The sequence below is a fragment of the Streptosporangium sp. NPDC020145 genome (genome assembly GCF_040631275.1).
GTDB lineage: Bacteria > Actinomycetota > Actinomycetes > Streptosporangiales > Streptosporangiaceae > Streptosporangium.
Window position 1 is genome coordinate 184,027 of the sequence record NZ_JBEXZT010000005.1, and the last position, 16,439, is coordinate 200,465.

At 73.0% G+C, this 16,439-nt stretch carries 17 protein-coding genes; 14 read left to right on the plus strand and 3 right to left on the minus strand.

What is annotated here, in order from left to right:
• The first annotated feature begins 165 nt into the window (after nt 1–165).
• The 10 genes from ABZ463_RS11795 to ABZ463_RS11840 all read left to right on the plus strand — a co-directional run bounded on the left by ABZ463_RS11795 (nt 166) and on the right by ABZ463_RS11840 (nt 9,866).
• A complete protein-coding gene (locus ABZ463_RS11795; RefSeq protein WP_362775896.1) occupies nt 166–1,113 on the plus strand; it encodes an acyl-CoA desaturase in 948 nt (315 codons plus the stop codon).
• Between the two features lie 17 nt (nt 1,114–1,130).
• The gene (locus ABZ463_RS11800; protein WP_362775583.1) at nt 1,131–1,793 is read left to right on the plus strand and encodes a carbon monoxide dehydrogenase subunit G; all 663 of its coding nucleotides are present in this window, start codon (nt 1,131–1,133) and stop codon (nt 1,791–1,793) included.
• 161 nt (nt 1,794–1,954) lie between these two features.
• Nucleotides 1,955–4,738: a Na+/H+ antiporter subunit A gene (locus ABZ463_RS11805; RefSeq protein ID WP_362775585.1), complete on the plus strand. Its 2,784-nt coding sequence runs from the start codon at nt 1,955–1,957 to the stop codon at nt 4,736–4,738.
• On the plus strand, nt 4,735–5,430 hold the full coding sequence (locus tag ABZ463_RS11810; protein ID WP_352011354.1) for a Na(+)/H(+) antiporter subunit C: 696 nt from the start codon (nt 4,735–4,737) through the stop codon (nt 5,428–5,430). Before ABZ463_RS11805 ends, ABZ463_RS11810 begins: the two co-directional genes overlap by 4 nt.
• Entirely contained in the window at nt 5,430–7,043 is a 1,614-nt protein-coding gene (locus ABZ463_RS11815) for a Na+/H+ antiporter subunit D (RefSeq protein ID WP_362775587.1), read from the plus strand. Before ABZ463_RS11810 ends, ABZ463_RS11815 begins: the two co-directional genes overlap by 1 nt.
• Nucleotides 7,040–7,591 (plus strand): Na+/H+ antiporter subunit E, encoded by a 552-nt coding sequence (locus tag ABZ463_RS11820; protein WP_352011356.1) that lies wholly within the window; start codon nt 7,040–7,042, stop codon nt 7,589–7,591. Before ABZ463_RS11815 ends, ABZ463_RS11820 begins: the two co-directional genes overlap by 4 nt.
• Nucleotides 7,588–7,848, plus strand: a complete 261-nt coding sequence (locus ABZ463_RS11825) for a monovalent cation/H+ antiporter complex subunit F (RefSeq protein WP_352011357.1) — start codon at nt 7,588–7,590, stop codon at nt 7,846–7,848. The genes ABZ463_RS11820 and ABZ463_RS11825 overlap by 4 nt, the downstream gene beginning before the upstream one ends.
• The gene (gene mnhG / locus ABZ463_RS11830; protein ID WP_352011358.1) at nt 7,845–8,186 is read left to right on the plus strand and encodes a monovalent cation/H(+) antiporter subunit G; all 342 of its coding nucleotides are present in this window, start codon (nt 7,845–7,847) and stop codon (nt 8,184–8,186) included. Before ABZ463_RS11825 ends, mnhG begins: the two co-directional genes overlap by 4 nt.
• 53 nt (nt 8,187–8,239) lie before the next feature.
• Nucleotides 8,240–9,142, plus strand: a complete 903-nt coding sequence (locus ABZ463_RS11835; protein WP_362775590.1) for a hypothetical protein — start codon at nt 8,240–8,242, stop codon at nt 9,140–9,142.
• A gap of 46 nt (nt 9,143–9,188) precedes the next feature.
• The gene (locus ABZ463_RS11840; protein ID WP_352011360.1) at nt 9,189–9,866 is read left to right on the plus strand and encodes a DsbA family oxidoreductase; all 678 of its coding nucleotides are present in this window, start codon (nt 9,189–9,191) and stop codon (nt 9,864–9,866) included.
• A 43-nt stretch (nt 9,867–9,909) separates the two neighbouring features.
• Here the strand turns inward: ABZ463_RS11840 and ABZ463_RS11845 are convergent, their stop codons facing one another.
• Entirely contained in the window at nt 9,910–10,539 is a 630-nt protein-coding gene (locus ABZ463_RS11845; protein ID WP_352011361.1) for a thymidine kinase, read from the minus strand.
• A gap of 147 nt (nt 10,540–10,686) precedes the next feature.
• Between ABZ463_RS11845 and ABZ463_RS11850 the strand changes: the two genes are divergently transcribed.
• Nucleotides 10,687–11,145 carry a hypothetical protein gene (locus ABZ463_RS11850; protein WP_352011362.1) on the plus strand — a complete coding sequence of 153 codons (459 nt, stop codon included), beginning with the start codon at nt 10,687–10,689 and terminating at the stop codon, nt 11,143–11,145.
• Between the two features lie 20 nt (nt 11,146–11,165).
• Here the strand turns inward: ABZ463_RS11850 and ABZ463_RS11855 are convergent, their stop codons facing one another.
• Nucleotides 11,166–11,558: a signal peptidase I gene (locus ABZ463_RS11855; RefSeq protein WP_352011363.1), complete on the minus strand. Its 393-nt coding sequence runs from the start codon at nt 11,556–11,558 to the stop codon at nt 11,166–11,168.
• 60 nt (nt 11,559–11,618) lie between these two features.
• On the opposite strand from ABZ463_RS11855, the gene ABZ463_RS11860 reads away from it, so the two are divergent.
• Both ABZ463_RS11860 and ABZ463_RS11865 read left to right on the plus strand, forming a co-directional pair.
• Nucleotides 11,619–12,272, plus strand: coding sequence for a histidine phosphatase family protein (locus ABZ463_RS11860; RefSeq protein ID WP_352011364.1), 654 nt, complete (start codon nt 11,619–11,621; stop codon nt 12,270–12,272).
• 98 nt (nt 12,273–12,370) lie between these two features.
• Nucleotides 12,371–14,497 (plus strand): hypothetical protein, encoded by a 2,127-nt coding sequence (locus ABZ463_RS11865; protein ID WP_362775593.1) that lies wholly within the window; start codon nt 12,371–12,373, stop codon nt 14,495–14,497.
• On the opposite strand, the gene ABZ463_RS11870 is transcribed toward ABZ463_RS11865, so the two are convergent.
• Nucleotides 14,482–15,084, minus strand: coding sequence for an AAA family ATPase (locus ABZ463_RS11870; protein ID WP_352011366.1), 603 nt, complete (start codon nt 15,082–15,084; stop codon nt 14,482–14,484). The genes ABZ463_RS11865 and ABZ463_RS11870 overlap by 16 nt on opposite strands.
• Before the next feature lie 155 nt (nt 15,085–15,239).
• Here ABZ463_RS11870 and ABZ463_RS11875 point away from each other — a divergent pair, with 155 nt between their 5' ends.
• On the plus strand, nt 15,240–16,397 hold the full coding sequence (locus ABZ463_RS11875) for a CoA transferase (RefSeq protein WP_362775595.1): 1,158 nt from the start codon (nt 15,240–15,242) through the stop codon (nt 16,395–16,397).
• Nucleotides 16,398–16,439: the final 42 nt, after the last annotated feature.

Here is a 16,439-nt window from a genome sequence, read left to right on the forward strand (position 1 = left end):
TGGCGGCGGGGGTCCGCGCCCCCGGCCGCTGCCGCGATCCTGTGGCGGGTGCCACCCCGGCACTCCACGGATATAGGGGGAAGTGTGACCGAAACGACCATGCTCAGGAGCGCCAGGGGCAGCGACTTCGCGCGCCTGTCGCGTCGCGTCACGGAGGCGGGGCTGATGAATCCACGGCCGGGTCACTACGTCCTGCGCCTGGGGATCGTCGGCGGCCTCTACGTCGCGGGCTGGGCGGCCTTCCTCACGGTCGGCGACTCCTGGTACCAGCTCCTCGTCGCGCTCTTCCTCGCCGTGGTGTTCGCCCAGGTCGCGCTGGTCGCCCACGACCTGGCCCACCGGCAGGTCCTGCGCGCCAGAAGCGCCGCGGAGGCCGCCGGTCTGGTCGCGGGCAACCTGGCGATCGGCATGAGTTACGGCTGGTGGATGGACAAGCACACCCGCCACCACGCCAACCCCAACCACGCCGACCACGACCCCGACGTCGCCCCGGACGCCCTGGTCTGGTCGAGGGAGCAGGCGGTCGAGAGCCGGGGACTGGCCAGGCTCATCGGCGGGTGGCAGGCCTACCTGTTCTTCCCGCTGCTCACCCTGGAGGGGTTCAACCTGCACGTTTCGAGCTTCAGGGCGCTGGCCCGCCCCAGCCTGCGGCGCAGGGGGCTTGAGGCGGCGCTGCTGGCCGTACACGTCGTGGCCTATCTCGGCGCGCTGTTCGCCGTGCTCTCGCCGGGCAGGGCGGTGGCCTTCCTGCTCGTGCACCAGGCGGTCTTCGGCGTCTACCTGGGCTGCACCTTCGCTCCCAACCACAAGGGGATGCCGATGCCGACCGACGAGGACGGGCTCGACTTCCTCAGGAAGCAGGTGCTGACCTCGCGCAACGTACGCGGCGGCCGGGTGGTCGACGTCCTGCTCGGCGGGCTGAACTACCAGATCGAGCACCACCTGTTCCCCGGCATGCCGGCCCCCAACCTGCGTCACGCCCAGCCCATCGTCAGGAGGTACTGCGCGGAACTGGACATCCCCTACCTGGAGTGCGGCCTGATCGAGTCGTACGGCCAGGCCCTGCGGCACCTGCACGAGGCGGGTGAGCCGTTGCGGACGCGGAGGACCTGACGGCCTATCGTGCTGGAGTGAAGGTCGCAGGCAGTGCCGTACTCGGCATCGACAGAGAACGCGTGTGGTCCGCGCTGCAGAACCCGGCCGTGCTCGTACGGACGATCCCCGGCTGCGAGCGCCTTGAGGAGACGGGGCCCGGGGTCTATCGGATGACGGTCACCGCCGGGGTGGCCTCCGTCAAGGGGGTCTACCGGGGGGAGGTGGCCCTGCTCGACCCGCAGGCCCCGCACCGGTTCGTGCTCAGGGCCAGGGGCCAGGGCGCGCCGGGCACCGTGGAGGCGACCGTCGAGGTACGGCTCAGCGAGGTCGAGGACGGCACCCGGGTCGACTACGACGCGGAGGCCGTGGTGGGCGGCATGATCGGCGGCGTCGGCCAGCGGGTGCTCGGCTCGGTGGCGAAGAGGACGGCCGGTGATTTCTTCTCCGCCGTCGAGACCCACCTGTCCGGCACCCCCGTCCCCGCCCCTGAGGCCGTCCCCGCCCTTGGAGTCGTGCCCGAGGAGGTCCATGAGGCCGCGACCGGGGAACCCGCCCGGGTCTTCGAGCGGCCCGCCGTACGGCACCGTGAGAACGGTCCCGCCTGGCCGGTCCTGGCGGCGTTCGGCATGGGGGCGGGGGTCGCGCTCGGCAGCGCCGTGATCGGCTGGCTGCTCGGCCGGACCGGCAGAGGGCGCTGACCCCGGGGCGGGCCGGGGATTGATCAGGGAGCGGTGAAGAGGGGGCGCTTTTCGGGTCAAGGCGCCGGTGCGCCAGGCGAGGAAACATCCGGCTTCTGGGACTTTGGGCTGTGCCGACACGGTGCCGACGCTGTGCCGACCACGACGGTGCCCGGGGGAACATGGAGTCGCTGCTGATCCTGCACGCCGTCGCGGCGATGTGCGCCCCGGCGCTGGCCCGTTGTCTCGGGCGCGGCGCCTTCCCCGTGCTCGCCGTCGCGCCCGCCTGCGGGTTCGCCTACACGCTGTGGATCGCCCTGACGGGCGTCCCCGCCGGGTCGAGCCACACCTGGGCGCCCGCCCTCGGACTCGACCTGGACTTCCGCGCCGACGCGCTCGGCGTGCTCATGATGGCGCTGGTCACCGGGGTCGGCGCGCTGGTGCTGGTCTACTGCGCGCGCTACTTCGAGGCGGGCGAGGAGGGGCTCGGCCGGTTCGGCGGGGTCCTCGTCGCCTTCGCCGGGGCGATGCTCGGCCTGGTCGTCGCCGACAACCTGCTGCTGCTGTACGTGTTCTGGGAGCTGACCACGGTCTTCTCCTACCTGCTGATCGGCCAGGACCCGCGCAGCAGGCAGGCCCGCAGGGCCGCCACCCAGGCGCTGACCGTCACCGCCGCCGGAGGACTGGCCATGCTGGCCGGGATGGTCATCCTCGGCGAGAGCGCGGGCACCTACCGGATCTCGCGGATCGTCGCGGACCCGCCCTCCGGCGCCCTGGTCCCGGCGGCGGTCGTCCTGCTCCTGGCCGGGGCCCTGTCGAAATCGGCGATCTTCCCGTTCAGCATGTGGCTGCCCGCCGCGATGGCGGCCCCGACCCCGGTCTCCGCCTACCTGCACGCCGCCGCGATGGTCAAGGCCGGCGTCTACCTGCTGGCCAGGTTCGGCCCCGCCTTCGGCACGCTGCCCGTCTGGCGGGCGGTCGCCGTACCCCTCGGTCTGCTCACCATGCTGCTGGCCGGGTGGCGGGCGCTGCGCGAGTACGACATCAAACGGCTGCTCGCCTACGGCACGGTCAGCCAGCTCGGCTTCATGACGGCGCTGTTCGGCGCCGGGACCCGGGACACCGCGCTCGCGGGCGTGGCCGTGCTGCTCGGGCACGCCCTGTTCAAGGCGTCGCTGTTCCTGGTCGTCGGCGTCGTCGACCACGCCACCGGCACCCGTGACCTGCGCGAGCTGAACGGCCTGTGGCGTTCGGCGCCGTGGCTGTGCGCGGTGGCGACGGCCGCGACGGTCTCGATGGCCGGGATACCGCCGACGCTGGGGTTCGTCGGCAAGGAGGCGGCCTTCGAGTCGCTGCTGACCGGGCGGACCGCCGACACCGTGGCGCTCGCGGTCGTCGTCGCCGGTTCCATGCTCACCGTCGCCTACAGCGCCAGGTTCCTGTGGGGGACCTTCGGCGGCGGACGCGGCCTCGCGCCGACCCCGGCGAGCCCCGCCGCCGCGGCGACCTTCACCCCGCCCGCGCTGCTGGCCGTACTGGGCGTGGTGCTCGCCCCCCTGGCCTCCTGGTACGGCCGGGCGATGGAGGGCTACACCGGCACCTTTCCCGGCACCGGCCACGTCCACCTCGCGCTGTGGACCGGGGCGCTCACGCCGCTGCTGCTGTCGGCCGCGGCCCTGTGCGGCGGGGCGCTGCTGTTCGCGGCGGGCGGGCTCGTCGAACGGGTGGGACGGGTGCTGCGGCTCGTGGACTCGGGACGGGTCTACTGGGCGCTGATGCGGGGCCTGGAACGTTTCTCCCTGCAGCTGACCGGGGTCACCCAGCGGGGCTCGCTGACCGACTACCTCATCATCGCGTTCGTCTCCGTCGCGGGCATCGGGGTCTTCGCCGCGCTGTACGGCCCCACGCCGGACGTCCACCTCGACGTCGCCTCCTGGACCCGCCCGGAACAACCCCTGGTCGGGGCGCTGCTGGTGGCCGTCGCCGTCCTCGCCCCGCGGATCCGCACGCACATCGTGCTCGCCCTGGTCGCGGGCCTGACCGGGTACGGCACGGCCCTGCTGTTCCTCGTCCACGGCTCACCCGACCTGGCGCTCACCCAGTTCCTCACCGAGACGCTGAGCCTGGTGGTCTTCGTGCTCGTGCTGCGCAGACTCCCGCTCGGCCCCAGGGAGGGCAGGCCCAGGGTGCCCCTCGGCGTACGGCTCGGCCTCGGCGCGGTCAGCGGCGGCGTCGTGACCGTCGCCGGGATGCTGGCCGTCTCCGCCCGCCAGGCGCCCCCCGTCGGGGCGCTGATCCCCGAGGCCGCCCGCAGGGCCGGGGCCTCCAACGCCGTCAGCGCCCTTCTGGTGGACATCCGGGCCTGGGACACCATGGGGGAGAGCTCCGTGCTCGTCGTCCTCACCCTCGGCGTCACCAGCCTGGTCTTCCTGCGCCGTCGCACCTACACGCTGGAACGCCCGTCGGGGGAACCCGGCCCCGAGCGGGGACCGCACTGGCTGGCGGCGACCCTGCCGAAGGGGGAGCGGGCCGCCGTCCTGGAGATCGTGGCCCGGCTGATCTTCCACACCGTGCTGCTCATCTCGGTCTTCCTGCTGTTCACCGGGCACAGCGCGGTCGGGGGCGGCTTCGCGGGCGGCATCGTGGCCGGGCTGGCGCTGGTGGTCCGCTACCTCGCGGGCGGACGCTACGAACTGGCCCTGGCGGTGCCCGCGCACGCCGGGGTGCTGATCGGCTTCGGCCTGCTGCTCTCGACGGTCACCGCCCTCGTCGGGCTGCTGTTCTCCGGGACCCCGCTGACCATGCTCGCGGCCGACGTGCAGGTCCCGCTGGTCGGCACGCTCCACCTGTCGACCGTGCTGCTGTTCGACGTCGGCGTCTACGCCGCGGTCGTCGGCATGGTCCAGGACTTCCTGCGCAGCCTGGGCGGCGAGCTCGACCGGCAGATCGAGGAGGAGGGCCGGTGACCGTCTCGCTGGTGCCGTTCGCCGCCTCGGGCACGATGGTCGCGGCCGGGGTGGCGCTGCTGCTCGAACGCAGCCTGGTGCGCCTGCTCGTGGGCGTCATCCTGCTCGGCAACGGCGTCAACCTGCTGATCGTCCTGACGGGCGGTCCCGCGGGTGAGCCGCCGATCCTCGGCGTCTCCCCCGTCGAGCGGATGGCCGACCCGCTGCCGCAGGCCATGGTCCTCACCTCTCTGGTGATCACCCTGGGCGTCACCGCGTTCCTGCTGGCCATGGTCCACCGCTCCTGGCAGCTCACCGGCGGCGACGAGGTACAGGACGACACCGAGGACCGCAGGGTACGGCTGCGCGCCCGCAGAGGGGAGCTGGCCAGGTCCGTGCTCGCCAGGCGCGAGGCCTACCGGCGCCTGGTCAGGCAGCAGCGGGCCGAGCTGGCCCGCCTCGACGAGGCCAGGCGCGAACGCGAACGCCGTGACGCCGAGGAGGCCTCGAAGGAGGGCGGCGGCGAGCGGGCCGCCAGGCTGCGCGCCGAGTTCGCCCGCAGGGAGCGGGAGCAGGCCGCGCGGGAGCGCAGGATCCGCAGGAGGCTGCGCGAACGGCGCCGCCAGGCGCGCGCCGAGATGCGGGAGGCGATCAGGCAGGACAGGGAACGGCAGGCCAGGGCGCAGGACCCGGAGTTGGAGGGGGACGACTGATGGCGCAGGCGGTGGAGGGGGTGGCACGGGAACTGGTCGCGGTGCCGGTGCTGCTGCCGCTGTTCGCGGCCGGGCTCAAGCTCGCCATCGGCGGCAGGTCGCGCAGGCTCCAGGCGCTCATCAGTGTGGTCACGCTCACCGCGGTGCTCGTGGTCTCGGTGCTCCTGCTGGCCGCGGCCGACGGCGGCGGGCCGCTGGCCACGCACCTCGGCGGCTGGGCCGCCCCGGTCGGCATCGCCCTGGTCGCCGACCGCCTCTCCTCGCTGATGCTGGTGGTCTCCTCGGCGGTGACGCTGTGCGTGATGGTCTACTCGCTGGCGCAGGCCTACGCCGACCAGGAGTACGCCGCCCCACTGGCGATCTTCCACCCGGCCTACCTGATCATGGTGGCGGGTGTCTCCGACGCCTTCCTCTCCGGTGACCTGTTCAACCTCTTCGTCGCCTTCGAGATGCTGCTCAGCGGCTCCTACGTGCTGCTCACCTTCGGCGGGACCGAGTCCCGCATCCGCGCGGGCGCCACCTACGTGGTGATCGGCCTGGCCTCCTCACTGCTGTTCCTGGTCGGGATCGCGGTCTCCTACGGAGCGACGGGCACCGTGTCGATGGCCCAGCTCGCCGAACGGTTCCAGGTGCTGCCCGACTACCTCAAGCTGCTGGTCGAGCTGACGCTCCTGCTGGTCTTCGTGGTCAAGGCCGCGATCTTCCCGATGTCGGCGTGGCTGCCCGACTCCTACCCGACCGCGCCCGCCCCCGCCACGGCCCTGTTCGCCGGGCTGCTCACCAAGGTCGGCATCTACTCCGTCATCAGGCTGGAGGCGCTGCTGTTCCCCGGTGGCCCGGTCAGCGTCCTGCTGATGTGGGCGGCGCTGCTGACGATGCTGGTCGGGATCTTCGGCGCCGTCGCCCAGACCGACATCAAACGGATGCTCTCCTTCACGCTGGTCAGCCACATCGGCTACATGGTCTTCGGGGTCGGGCTCTCGACCGCCGCGGGCATGTCGGGCGCGGTCTTCTACGTCGTCCACCACATCACCGTGCAGACCAGCCTGTTCCTGGTGACCGGGCTGATCGAGCGGCGCGCGGGCACCACCTCCCTGGACGACCTCGGCGGCCTGATGCGGCTGGCTCCGGTCATCGCGGTCCTCTTCTTCGTCCCCGCGATGAACCTGGCCGGCATCCCCCCGATGTCCGGCTTCCTGGGCAAACTCAACCTCGTCCAGGCCGGGATCGCCGCCGGGGGAGCCCTGCCGCTCATCCTCGTGGCGGGCGGCCTGGTGACGAGCCTGCTGACCCTGTACGCCATGTCCACGGCCTGGAGCAAGGCGTTCTGGCGGGCTCCGGCCCCGGGTGCGGCCGACCGGCCGGGAACCGTGCTGGAGAGCGAGGAGACCACGCTCACCAGGGCGCCCGGCACCGAGGGGATCACCGGGCGGGAGATCGTCACCAGCGCCACCATGCCCGCGCCGATGCTGGGCGCGACCACGGCCCTGGTGGTGCTCGGGCTCTCCTACACCGTCCTCGCCGGGCCGCTGTCGGCCCTGACCAGCCGGACGGCCGCGGAACTGCTCGCCCGCGAGCCGTACATCTCGGCGGTCCTGGGGAGCGCGCGGTGAGGGCGACGGGCGGGGCAGGGCGGGTGCCGCGTCTGCTGGGCAGGCCGGTCCCACCGGGTGAGGTGGTCTGGCTGACCGTGGTCTGGCTGCTGCTGTGGGGCGATCCGAGCGTGGGCAACGTGCTCGGCGGCCTGCTGGCCTCCACGGTCATCGTCTGGGCGCTGCCGCTGCCCGTACTCGACTCCGGCGTCAGGATCCACCCGGTCGCGGCGGCCGTCTTCCTGGCCCGCTTCGCGGGCGACCTGGTGATGTCCAGCTTCAGGGTCGCCCTCTGGGCGCTGCGCCTGGGCGTCCAGCCGCCCGTCGAGGTGGTCACCGTACGGCTGCGCACCTCGTCGGAGGTGATGACCGTGCTGGTCACGATCGCCCTGTCGGCGCTTCCCGGCAGCCTGGTCCTTGAGGCGCGCTTCGCGGACAGGCGACTGGTCCTGCACGTGCTCGGGGTCGAGGGGGACGTCCCCGCCACGGTCCAGGCCGACGTGACCCGTCTGGAGGGCGCCATCGTCGCGGCCTTCGGCACCTCACAGGACAGGGAGGAACTGCGGTGACGGCTGTGTACCTGACGGCGCTCGCGTTGCTCGGCTGCGCGGCGGCGCTGACGCTCACCAGGCTGGTGCGCGGCCCGTCCATGCTGGACAGGGCGGTCGCGCTCGACGTGCTCACCGCCGTGGTGATGTGCGGGATCGCGGCGGGGGCGACGGCTCTGGGCGCCTACTCCGCGCTGCCGGTGCTGCTGGTGCTGTCCCTCGTCGGGTTCGTCGGGTCGGTCTCGCTGGCCAGGTTCTTCTCCGGGCGGGTCCGGTGACCCCGCTCGAGGTGGCCGCGGCGGTGTGCGTGCTGCTCGGCGCCGCCTTCGCCCTGGCCGCGGGGGTGGGGATGTTCCGGTTCCACGGAACCCTGTCGCGCATGCATCCGGCGACCAAGCCCCAGGTGCTCGGCCTGCAGCTGGTCCTGCTGGCCATGTGGCTGCGCCACCCCACCTGGGCCGTCGCGGGGACGCTGCTGCTGACCGGGGTGTTCCAGGTGATCACCGCGACCGTCGCCGCCTACATGGTCGGCCGCGCGGCCCACAGGAACGCCTCCTCGGCCGGCGGCGACGGCGACGACGGTACGGCCATCCCCGGCGAGGACGCCGGCCGGTGAGCGACGGCGCGCAACCCTCGCGCGAGGTTGGCTCCCGGCGTAATCTGACGCGTATGCGCGAGGAACGTGCGGAGGACGCCCGAACCGAGGCCAGAAGACTGGTTCGTGACCTTTTCGGAGCAGGACAACCCGACGCCGTGACGCTGCTCGGCGAGGCGCGGGCCGTGCTCGGCGCCGAACGGGCCACGCTCTGCGCGGACCTCGTCAGGGGGGTCGCGCTCACCCGCAGGTCGGCCGAGCTGGCGGCGCTCGCCGCGCTGCTGGTCGGCACCCGGGACCTCGGCGAGGAGTGGTGGTCGCGGTCCAGGGGGGAGAAGCTGCCCTCCCCGGACGAGGTGCTGCGCACCGCGACCGCGATCGACCCGTGGACCGACCTGACCGTGCTGGAGATGCTCGCCGCCTGGATCGCCGACGACGCCGCGGACGAGCAGTGGGGGAGCCCCCTGGCGGCGACCGACCTGAACTCCTGGCAGGCGGAGGACCGGATCGACCTGCCGGGGAACGTACGGCCCGGCGAACGGGTCCTGGTCTCCTTCGACGTCGGCGGCAGGCTCGACGCGGTCGTGGTCGCCCGCGCGGACGACACCCTCGGCTCCAACCTGGACTTCCACTCGCTGCGCTACTCCCGTCCGGCCGAGGCGCAGTGGAGCTGGGGCGTCGCCGCGGGGCTCGGCCCGCACCGGCTCGCCGGTGAGGACCCCGACCCCTACGCGCAGCCGGTCGACCCCGCCGCCGCCGAGATCCTGCGCGCCTGGGCGCTGCGCCACGGGGCGCACACCGAGGACGTCGGCGAGGCCTGGCGGGACAGGGGCGACGTCGTCGCCGCGATCGAGCGGGCCGACTGGATGTGGCGCAGCGGAGAGTGGTTCGGCTGGTGGCGCGCCGCCGCCGCGCTGGCCGAGGGAGACAGGGAACGCCTCGCCGCCCGGCTTGAGGACATCGCCTCGGCCATCTGACCTCGTTTCCGGAATCAGTGGGGCTTCGCCCTGGTTGCAGCCTTCTGTGAAGGTTGAAATCTACTCGGACGTGGTCTGTCCCTGGTGCTACATCGGTCACACCCGCTTCGCCCGCGCCGTCGAGCGCTACCGGGCCACCGGCGGCGAGGTCGAGATCGGGCTACGGCCCTTCCAGCTCGCACCGGACGCCGAGTCCACCGGGTCACCCCTGCTCACCTGGGCCGCGGCCAAGTTCGGCGGCCAGGAACGCGCGCGGCAGATGTTCGCCCACGTGACCCAGGTCGCCGCCCAGGACGGCCTTGAGATGCGCTTCGACCGCGCCGTCCACGCCAACACCCTCGACGCGCACCGGCTCATCCAGATCGCCGACGAGCAGGGCAGGGGAGAGGAGGCGCTGTACCGCCTGTTCGCCGCCCACTTCACCGACGGCCTCGACGTCGGCTCCCGCGAGGTCCTGGCCACGATCGCCACGGACCTGGACGTCAAGGCCGACCTCGACGGCCCCGGCGGGACGGAGCAGGTCCGCCAGGAGCTGTCCAGGGCCCGCTCCCTGGGCGTCTCCTCCGTCCCGCTGTTCCTGTTCGAGGGCCAGTTCGCGGTCTCCGGCGCCCAGCCGGAGGACACGCTGCTCGCCGCCCTTGAGGAGGTCGCCGAGCGGACCGGGCAGGCCCCCGGGACGGCGGAGGCCGGCGAGGCCTGCGACGACGGCCACTGCGCGATCTGACGCCCCGCCCTCGCCTGACGTCCGGCCGGGCCCCGGGCGGACGTCAGGCGTCGCCGAGATCGCCCGCGCGGTAGTGGCGGCGGCAGAGCACCTGGTAGCGGATCGGCGCCTCACCCGTGTCGCCGATGACGACCTGTTCCCCGGTGCGCACCAGCCTGCCCCCGACCACGCGGGCGTTCAGCCTGCCGGGCCTGCCGCACCAGCACAGCACCTCGACCTGCAGCCGGTTGATCTCGTCGGCCAGCTCGAACAGGCGCTGGGCGGCGGGGAACATCTGCGACCGGAAGTCCGAGGCCAGGCCGAAGGCGTAGACGTCGATGCCGAAGTCGTCGGTGAGGTCGGCCAGCTGCTCGATCTGCTCCACCGTGTAGAAGCACGCCTCGTCGCAGATCACGTAGTCGACGCGCCGCTGCCCGCGCACCAGCTCGACCAGGTCGAGGCCGTCGACCACCTCGACGGCCTCGCTGCCCAGGCCGATCCTGCTGGTCACCCTGGCGTCGCCGGAACGGTCGTGCTTGGTCAGCACCAGACCGTGCCTGCCCTGACGCCGATGGTTGTAGTTCATCTGCAGGGCCAGTGTGGACTTGCCGCAGTCCATCGGGCCGAAGTAGAAGCGGAGCACGCCGTCCCTGGTTCCGGTGGGGACGGCGGAGAGCGCGGACGGTTCGGTCACAGGCGGCCAGCCTAGTGGTTCTTCGACGGGGGTTTGGGGCGCGGTACACCGGTAAGGGAGTCAGGTCCCGCGCGACACCTTTCGATTGGCTTGTTCGTGTAAAGCGTGGGAGCCTCGTTGAGGCTCTAACGAGAAGTGGGAGAACCTGTGACGACCACCAAGAACTCCGCTCCGCCCGTCATCAAGTCACCCGCGGTGAACACCTCCGCGGTCCCCCCGACGGCCCCGACGGGCGAGACCGTCGAGATCCCCGTCGCGCTCGCGGCGATGATGACCGAGGACGAGGCCGTGGCCGCCAAGGCCGAGGCGGCCCGCTGGCGCTACGGGTTCTACGTCGTGGTGACGGGCCTTGTCGTCATCCTGGTCGCCTTCGTGGTGATCGCCATGCGCGGCGGCGACTCGACCGCCCCGTTCGCCGGGCTCGTCGGCGTCTCCGGCGCGATCATCGGCGCCTACTTCGGCGTCCAGGTCGGCCAGTCGGGCAAGGACAGGGTCGAGGCCGAGCTGCGCCGTACGAGCGAGATGGCCATCCGGCTCGCGGCCAAGGTGCACGCCCACGACGCGGACTCGGTGATCGGCTCGACCATGGGCCCCCGCCGCCGCTGAACCCGGGTCCGTGCCCGGTGTCAGCTCTGGACGAGCGGCGGGCGCTCCACCGGGGCGACCGCGTAGCCGGGCACGGACGGCCACCTGACCGTCAGCACGACCGACTCCTCCTCGGCGACCCAGGAGTGGTCGACGCCCCTGCCCCACACGACGTAGTCACCCTGGCGTTCGAGCAGGACGCTGCGGCCGGGCAGCTCCACGCGGAAACGGCCGCTGACGAGCACCAGGAGCGCCGTGCGCTCCTCACCCCGCACCCACCGGGCCCGCCGGTCGCCGGGCGGGTGGACTCCCCACTTGATCTCCACGTCCTCGCTGTGCCGCGGGTCCCCGGCCTCCTTGAAGTGCCCCAGGATCCATCCCCGGTCCAGTGCCGCGTCCTCGCCCGCGTTGCCCACGTAAACGCCGTCGTCCATGTGACCGGACGTTAGCAGCCGGGTCTTGCGCGGACGTTCACGGCGAGGTTGGCTGAGGGCATGCCCTCGATGATCACCGCGGTACGTCACGGCCAGAGCGAGTCCAACGTGGCCTACGCCAGGGCGCAGGCGAGCGGGACGGCCGTCGTCCTGACCGGCGCCGACGAGGACGTCCCGCTCACCCCGCTCGGCAGACGGCAGGCGAGCGCCCTCGGCAGGCGCCTGGCGCGGGAGCGGGGGCCCGACGTGGTGTGGTGCTCGCCGTACCGGCGGGCCGTGCAGACCTGGGAACTGGCCGCGGCCGAGCTGAGCGCCGTCCCCGAGGTACGGTTCGACGCCAGGCTCGGCGACCGCCTGATGGGCGAGCTCGCGGGGATGAACCTGGCCGCCATCATGCGGCGCTTCCCCGAGGAGGCGCGGTCACTGCTGCGGGCCGAGTACGGCTACCGCCCTCCCGGCGGGGAGTGTTTCTCCGACGTCGCGGACCGGGTGCGCGCGGTGGTCGGTGACATGCGCGCCGGGTACGCCGGTCGGCGGGTGCTGGTCGTCGCGCACGACGCGGTGGTGCTGATGCTCAAACACGTGATCGAGGGAGTCGCGCTGGACTCGGTCGCCGCGTTCGCGCCGGTCACGAACGCCTCGGTCTCGGTCTGGCGTGGCTCGCGGGCCGAGATCTTCAACGACGACGGGCATCTGAGGGACATATCACTCTGAACCCATTCGTCGATCACCCATTGACGGACGGTCTTTCCTGCGGTCTGCTGCGCTAGTCACGGGTGTCCGGTACCGGCGAGGCTCAGGGAGGCACAGGCATGCGTCCGCGCGCGATGGTGGCGAGTCTCGTGCTGGCCGTGGTCTCGGCGATGGGCCCCAGGCCCGTGCTGCCCGTCCTGGCCCCCGCCCCGCCCTCCGACTCGGTCCCGGCCGCCTCCTCGACGTCCGTGCCGCCGGTCGCCGTTCCCGGGGCGAAGGACGCGGGCTGCGACCCGATCGCGGGTCACGAGTGCCTGCTGCCCTTCCCCAACGACTGGTTCACCGTGAACGCGCGCACCGCGACCGGCCTGCGGGTCGAGTTGTCCGCCGGTGCCATGCCCCGCAACGAGGAGGGCGTCCCCGTCGACCCGGCGTCGTGGAACACCGCCGACGGCTTCTCCCCGGGGTCCATGCTGCTGGCCCACGTGCCGGGCCTCGACCTCGCCAGGACGGGGGCGGCGCCCGTCACCGACATCGGGTGGTCCCTGCGGCGCGACGCCCCCATCGTGATCGTGGACACCGTGACCGGGGAGCGCTGGCCGTACTGGGCGGAGCTCGACGCGGGGGCGACCGACCCGGCCCGGCGGGCGCTGATCGTCAGACCGGCGAGGAACCTCATCGAGGGCCACCGCTACGCCGTCGCGCTGCGCGGCCTGAAGGACGCCTCGGGCGTCCCCCTGCGGGCCCCGGAGACCTTCACCAGGCTCACCGGCGCCGACCTCCCCCTGGGGGACCCGCTCGCCGTACGGCAGCGCGCGCTGCGCAGGACCCTCGCCGACCTCGCGACGGCCGGGGTCGACAGGCGGGGGCTCCACCTCGCCTGGGACTTCACCGTGGCCAGCGGGCGGGGCCTGGCCGGTCCCGTGCTGAGCATGCGCGATGAGGCGCTGCGCGCGCTCAGGGGGGCCGCGCCGCGCTTCACCGTGGAGTCGGTGACCGACCTCACCGAGGCCCAGGACCCCGGCATCGCCCGCGAGGTCACCGGGGAGATCCAGGTCCCGAACTACCTCGACAAGCCCGGCGCGCCGCCGGGGGCGCGCCTCAACCGGGACCAGGACGGCAGGCCGCGCCCGCTCGGCGACACGCTGCGGACGCGCTACCAGTGCGTGATCCCGCGCTCGGCCTTCACCAGACCCGCGACCCCCGCCCTGTACGGCCACGGCCTGCTCGGCAGGGCCGCCGAGGTGCGCTCCCGTGACGTGCGGGAGATGGCCGGGCAGCAGGGCTTCGTCTTCTGCGCCACCGCGTGGATCGGCATGTCGGAGGAGGACGTCCAGCATGTGGCGGGCGTGTTCCGCGACCTGTCCGCGTTCGGCACCGTCCCCGACCGGCTGCAGCAGAGCCTGCTGAACTTCGTCCTCCTCGGCCGCGCCATGGTCGGCAGGGACGGGTTCACCGGCCACCGGGCGTTCAGGGACGAACAGGGCAGGCCGCTGTTCGACCGGCGGGCCGGGCTCGCCTACGACGGCAACAGCCAGGGCGGCATCTCGGGCGGCGCGCTGGTCGCGGTCTCCCCCGACGTGCGCAACGCCGTGCTCGGGGTGACGGGTATGAACTACAGCACCCTGCTCAACCGCAGCACCGCCTTCCAGCCGTTCCAGCGGATCATGGACGAGGCCTACCCCGATCGGCTGACCCAGCAGGTCTGCTTCGCGCTCATGCAGATGCTCTGGGACCGGGCGGAGACCAACGGCTACGCCCAGCACCTGACCGACGACCCGCTGCCCGGCTCACCCAGGCACCGGGTGCTGCTGCACGTCGCCTACGGCGACCACCAGGTCTCCACCGTGACCGCACAGGTCGAGGCGCGCACGATCGGCGCCCGTGTCCACCAGCCCGCCGTCGCCGCGGGCCGCGACCCCGACGTCGCCCCCTACTGGGGGATCAGGGCGCTGCCGCCCCGCCCGTACGCCGGGTCGGCGCTCATCGTCTGGGACAGCGGGGCCGTCACCCCGCCGCGGACCAACACGCCGCCGCTGGGCACCGCCTACGGCAGGGACCCGCACCATGACCCGCGCAACTCCCCGGAGGCCCGCGTGCAGAAGGCCCACTTCCTGCGGGAGGGCGTGGTCGTCGACGTCTGCGGCGGCGCCCCCTGCACGGCGGAACCCGTCTCCGCGGTCCCGGACGCTCTCCCCGTCACGGCTTCAGGGGAGACGCCGGGGACGGTTCACGCGAGGCCCTGACGGACCCGGTCGCGGGGCACCCTGACGAACTCCCCGGGGACCCGGGCCCCGTCGACCAGCAGGTCCGCCCTGGCGCGGGTGTCGTCGGCGGCGAACCACGTCTCCTCGGCCCGCCACCAGCGCCGCCACTGCTCGGCCAGCTGCGCGCCGTCCCTGGCCAGCACCCGGGCCCGGCGGACCTCGGCGGACGCGCACACCCACACCGCGAGGGCGGCCGGGGCCGTACGGCGGGCCGTGCTCACCCCTTCGAGGACCAGCGCGGGCGCGACGGGCACCTCGACCCGCTCCGCGTAACCGCCACCGGCCCAGTCGAAGCGCCGGTAGCCCCCCGGCTCACCCGCGGCGAGCGGGCCGAGCACCTGCTCCTCGACCAGCCGGAACCACTCCCTGGGCACCTCGTCCCACGGCACGGGGAAGTCGTCGCTGGAGACGACCTGCGCCCCGAGCGCCGCGCCGAGACGCCGCGCGAAGGTCGTCTTGCCCGACCCGGCGGGGCCGTCGACCGTGACGAGCCGGACGGGACCGCACGACGGGGGAAGCCGCAGGACCGTGTCCGCGAGCCGCTCGAAGGAGACGATCTCGTCCATTCCTCCATGATGGCCCCCAAGGCGGTCCCAGGCCGGATGGAGGGGCCGGACGGAGGGCTGGGAAGATCTTCGATGGGCGGGGCGGCCGGTGGCGGGGGACACCCCTTTCCCGTCCCGATTCGGCTAGGCTCGGCGACCACCAATGGAGGTTGATCTTGCACGGAGCCCTCGGCGACATCGTCGTACTCGACCTCTCCCGCGCCCTGGCGGGACCGCACGCGGCACAGATGCTCGGTGACCTCGGAGCCCGGGTGATCAAGGTGGAACAGCCGGAGGCGGGCGACGAGTCCCGGAGCTGGGGACCGCCCTTCGTCGGCCCCGGCCACGACATCTCCACCTACTTCCTCGCGGCCAACCGCAACAAACGCTCCATCACCGTGGACATGAAGTCCGCCGAGGGCAGGACCCTCATCGAACGCCTGGTGCGGCAGAGCGACGTCCTGGTCGAGAACTTCCGCACCGGCGTCCTGGACCGCCTCGGGTTCGGCGTCGAGCGGCTGCACGAACTCAACCCCCGTCTCGTCGTGCTGTCGATCACCGGGTTCGGGCACGACGGCCCCGAGGGAGGCAGGCCCGGCTACGACCAGATCGCCCAGGGCGAGGCGGGACTGATGAGCCTGACCGGTCCCTCGCCCGCGGAGCCGTACCGGGTGGGGGCCTCCATCGCCGATCTGCTCGGCGGCATCCACGGCGCCTACGGCGTGGTCGCCGCGCTCTACGAGCGGGAGCGGACCGGGCGGGGCAAGGTCGTGCGGACCTCGCTGCTGGCCGCAGTGACCGGCGTGCACTCCTACCATGGCACGGCCTGGACGGTCGGGGGGCGGGTGCCCGGCGCGGGCGGCAACCACCACGCCTCCATCGCCCCCTACGGCGCCTTCCGCTGCGCCGACGGCATGCTCCAGATCGCGGTGGCCAACGACGCCCAGTGGCGCAAGGTCGCCGACCTGCTCGGCATCGACCCGCTGACCCCGGAGTACGCGACGAACAGGGAACGCTTCGCGCACCGCCCCCGCCTGATCGCCGACATCGAACGGGCCCTGGCCGGGCACGGCCGCGCCCACTGGCTGGCGGCGTTCGCCGGGATCGGGGTGCCCGCCGGGGCGATCAGGACGATCGACGAGGTCTACGCCTGGGAGCAGACACGCTCCCAGGGCCTGGTCGTCGAGGTCGACCACCCGGTCCTGGGCACGATCGAGCTTCCCGGGCCGCCGCTGCGCTTCGACGGCGACCCGCCCATGCGGCACACCGCCCCGCCCGCGCTCGGCGAGCACAACGACGAGGTCCTCGCGTGGCTGGAGGAACGTGAAAGATGACGACCTCTTCCTCGTACCCACCCTGCCGCGCGGGCCGGAGAG

Bases quoted from the DNA above. Each gene is read 5' to 3' on its own strand.
- ABZ463_RS11795 (WP_362775896.1), top strand. From the start codon at position 166: ATGAATCCACGGCCGGGTCACTACGTCCTGCGCCTGGGGATCGTCGGC.
- ABZ463_RS11835 (WP_362775590.1), top strand. From the start codon at position 8,240: ATGCGCGAGGAACGTGCGGAGGACGCCCGAACCGAGGCCAGAAGACTG.
- ABZ463_RS11805 (WP_362775585.1), top strand. From the start codon at position 1,955: ATGGAGTCGCTGCTGATCCTGCACGCCGTCGCGGCGATGTGCGCCCCG.
- ABZ463_RS11855 (WP_352011363.1), bottom strand. From the start codon at position 11,558: ATGGACGACGGCGTTTACGTGGGCAACGCGGGCGAGGACGCGGCACTG.
- ABZ463_RS11865 (WP_362775593.1), top strand. From the start codon at position 12,371: ATGCGTCCGCGCGCGATGGTGGCGAGTCTCGTGCTGGCCGTGGTCTCG.
- ABZ463_RS11860 (WP_352011364.1), top strand. From the start codon at position 11,619: ATGCCCTCGATGATCACCGCGGTACGTCACGGCCAGAGCGAGTCCAAC.
- ABZ463_RS11870 (WP_352011366.1), bottom strand. From the start codon at position 15,084: ATGGACGAGATCGTCTCCTTCGAGCGGCTCGCGGACACGGTCCTGCGG.
- ABZ463_RS11815 (WP_362775587.1), top strand. From the start codon at position 5,430: ATGGCGCAGGCGGTGGAGGGGGTGGCACGGGAACTGGTCGCGGTGCCG.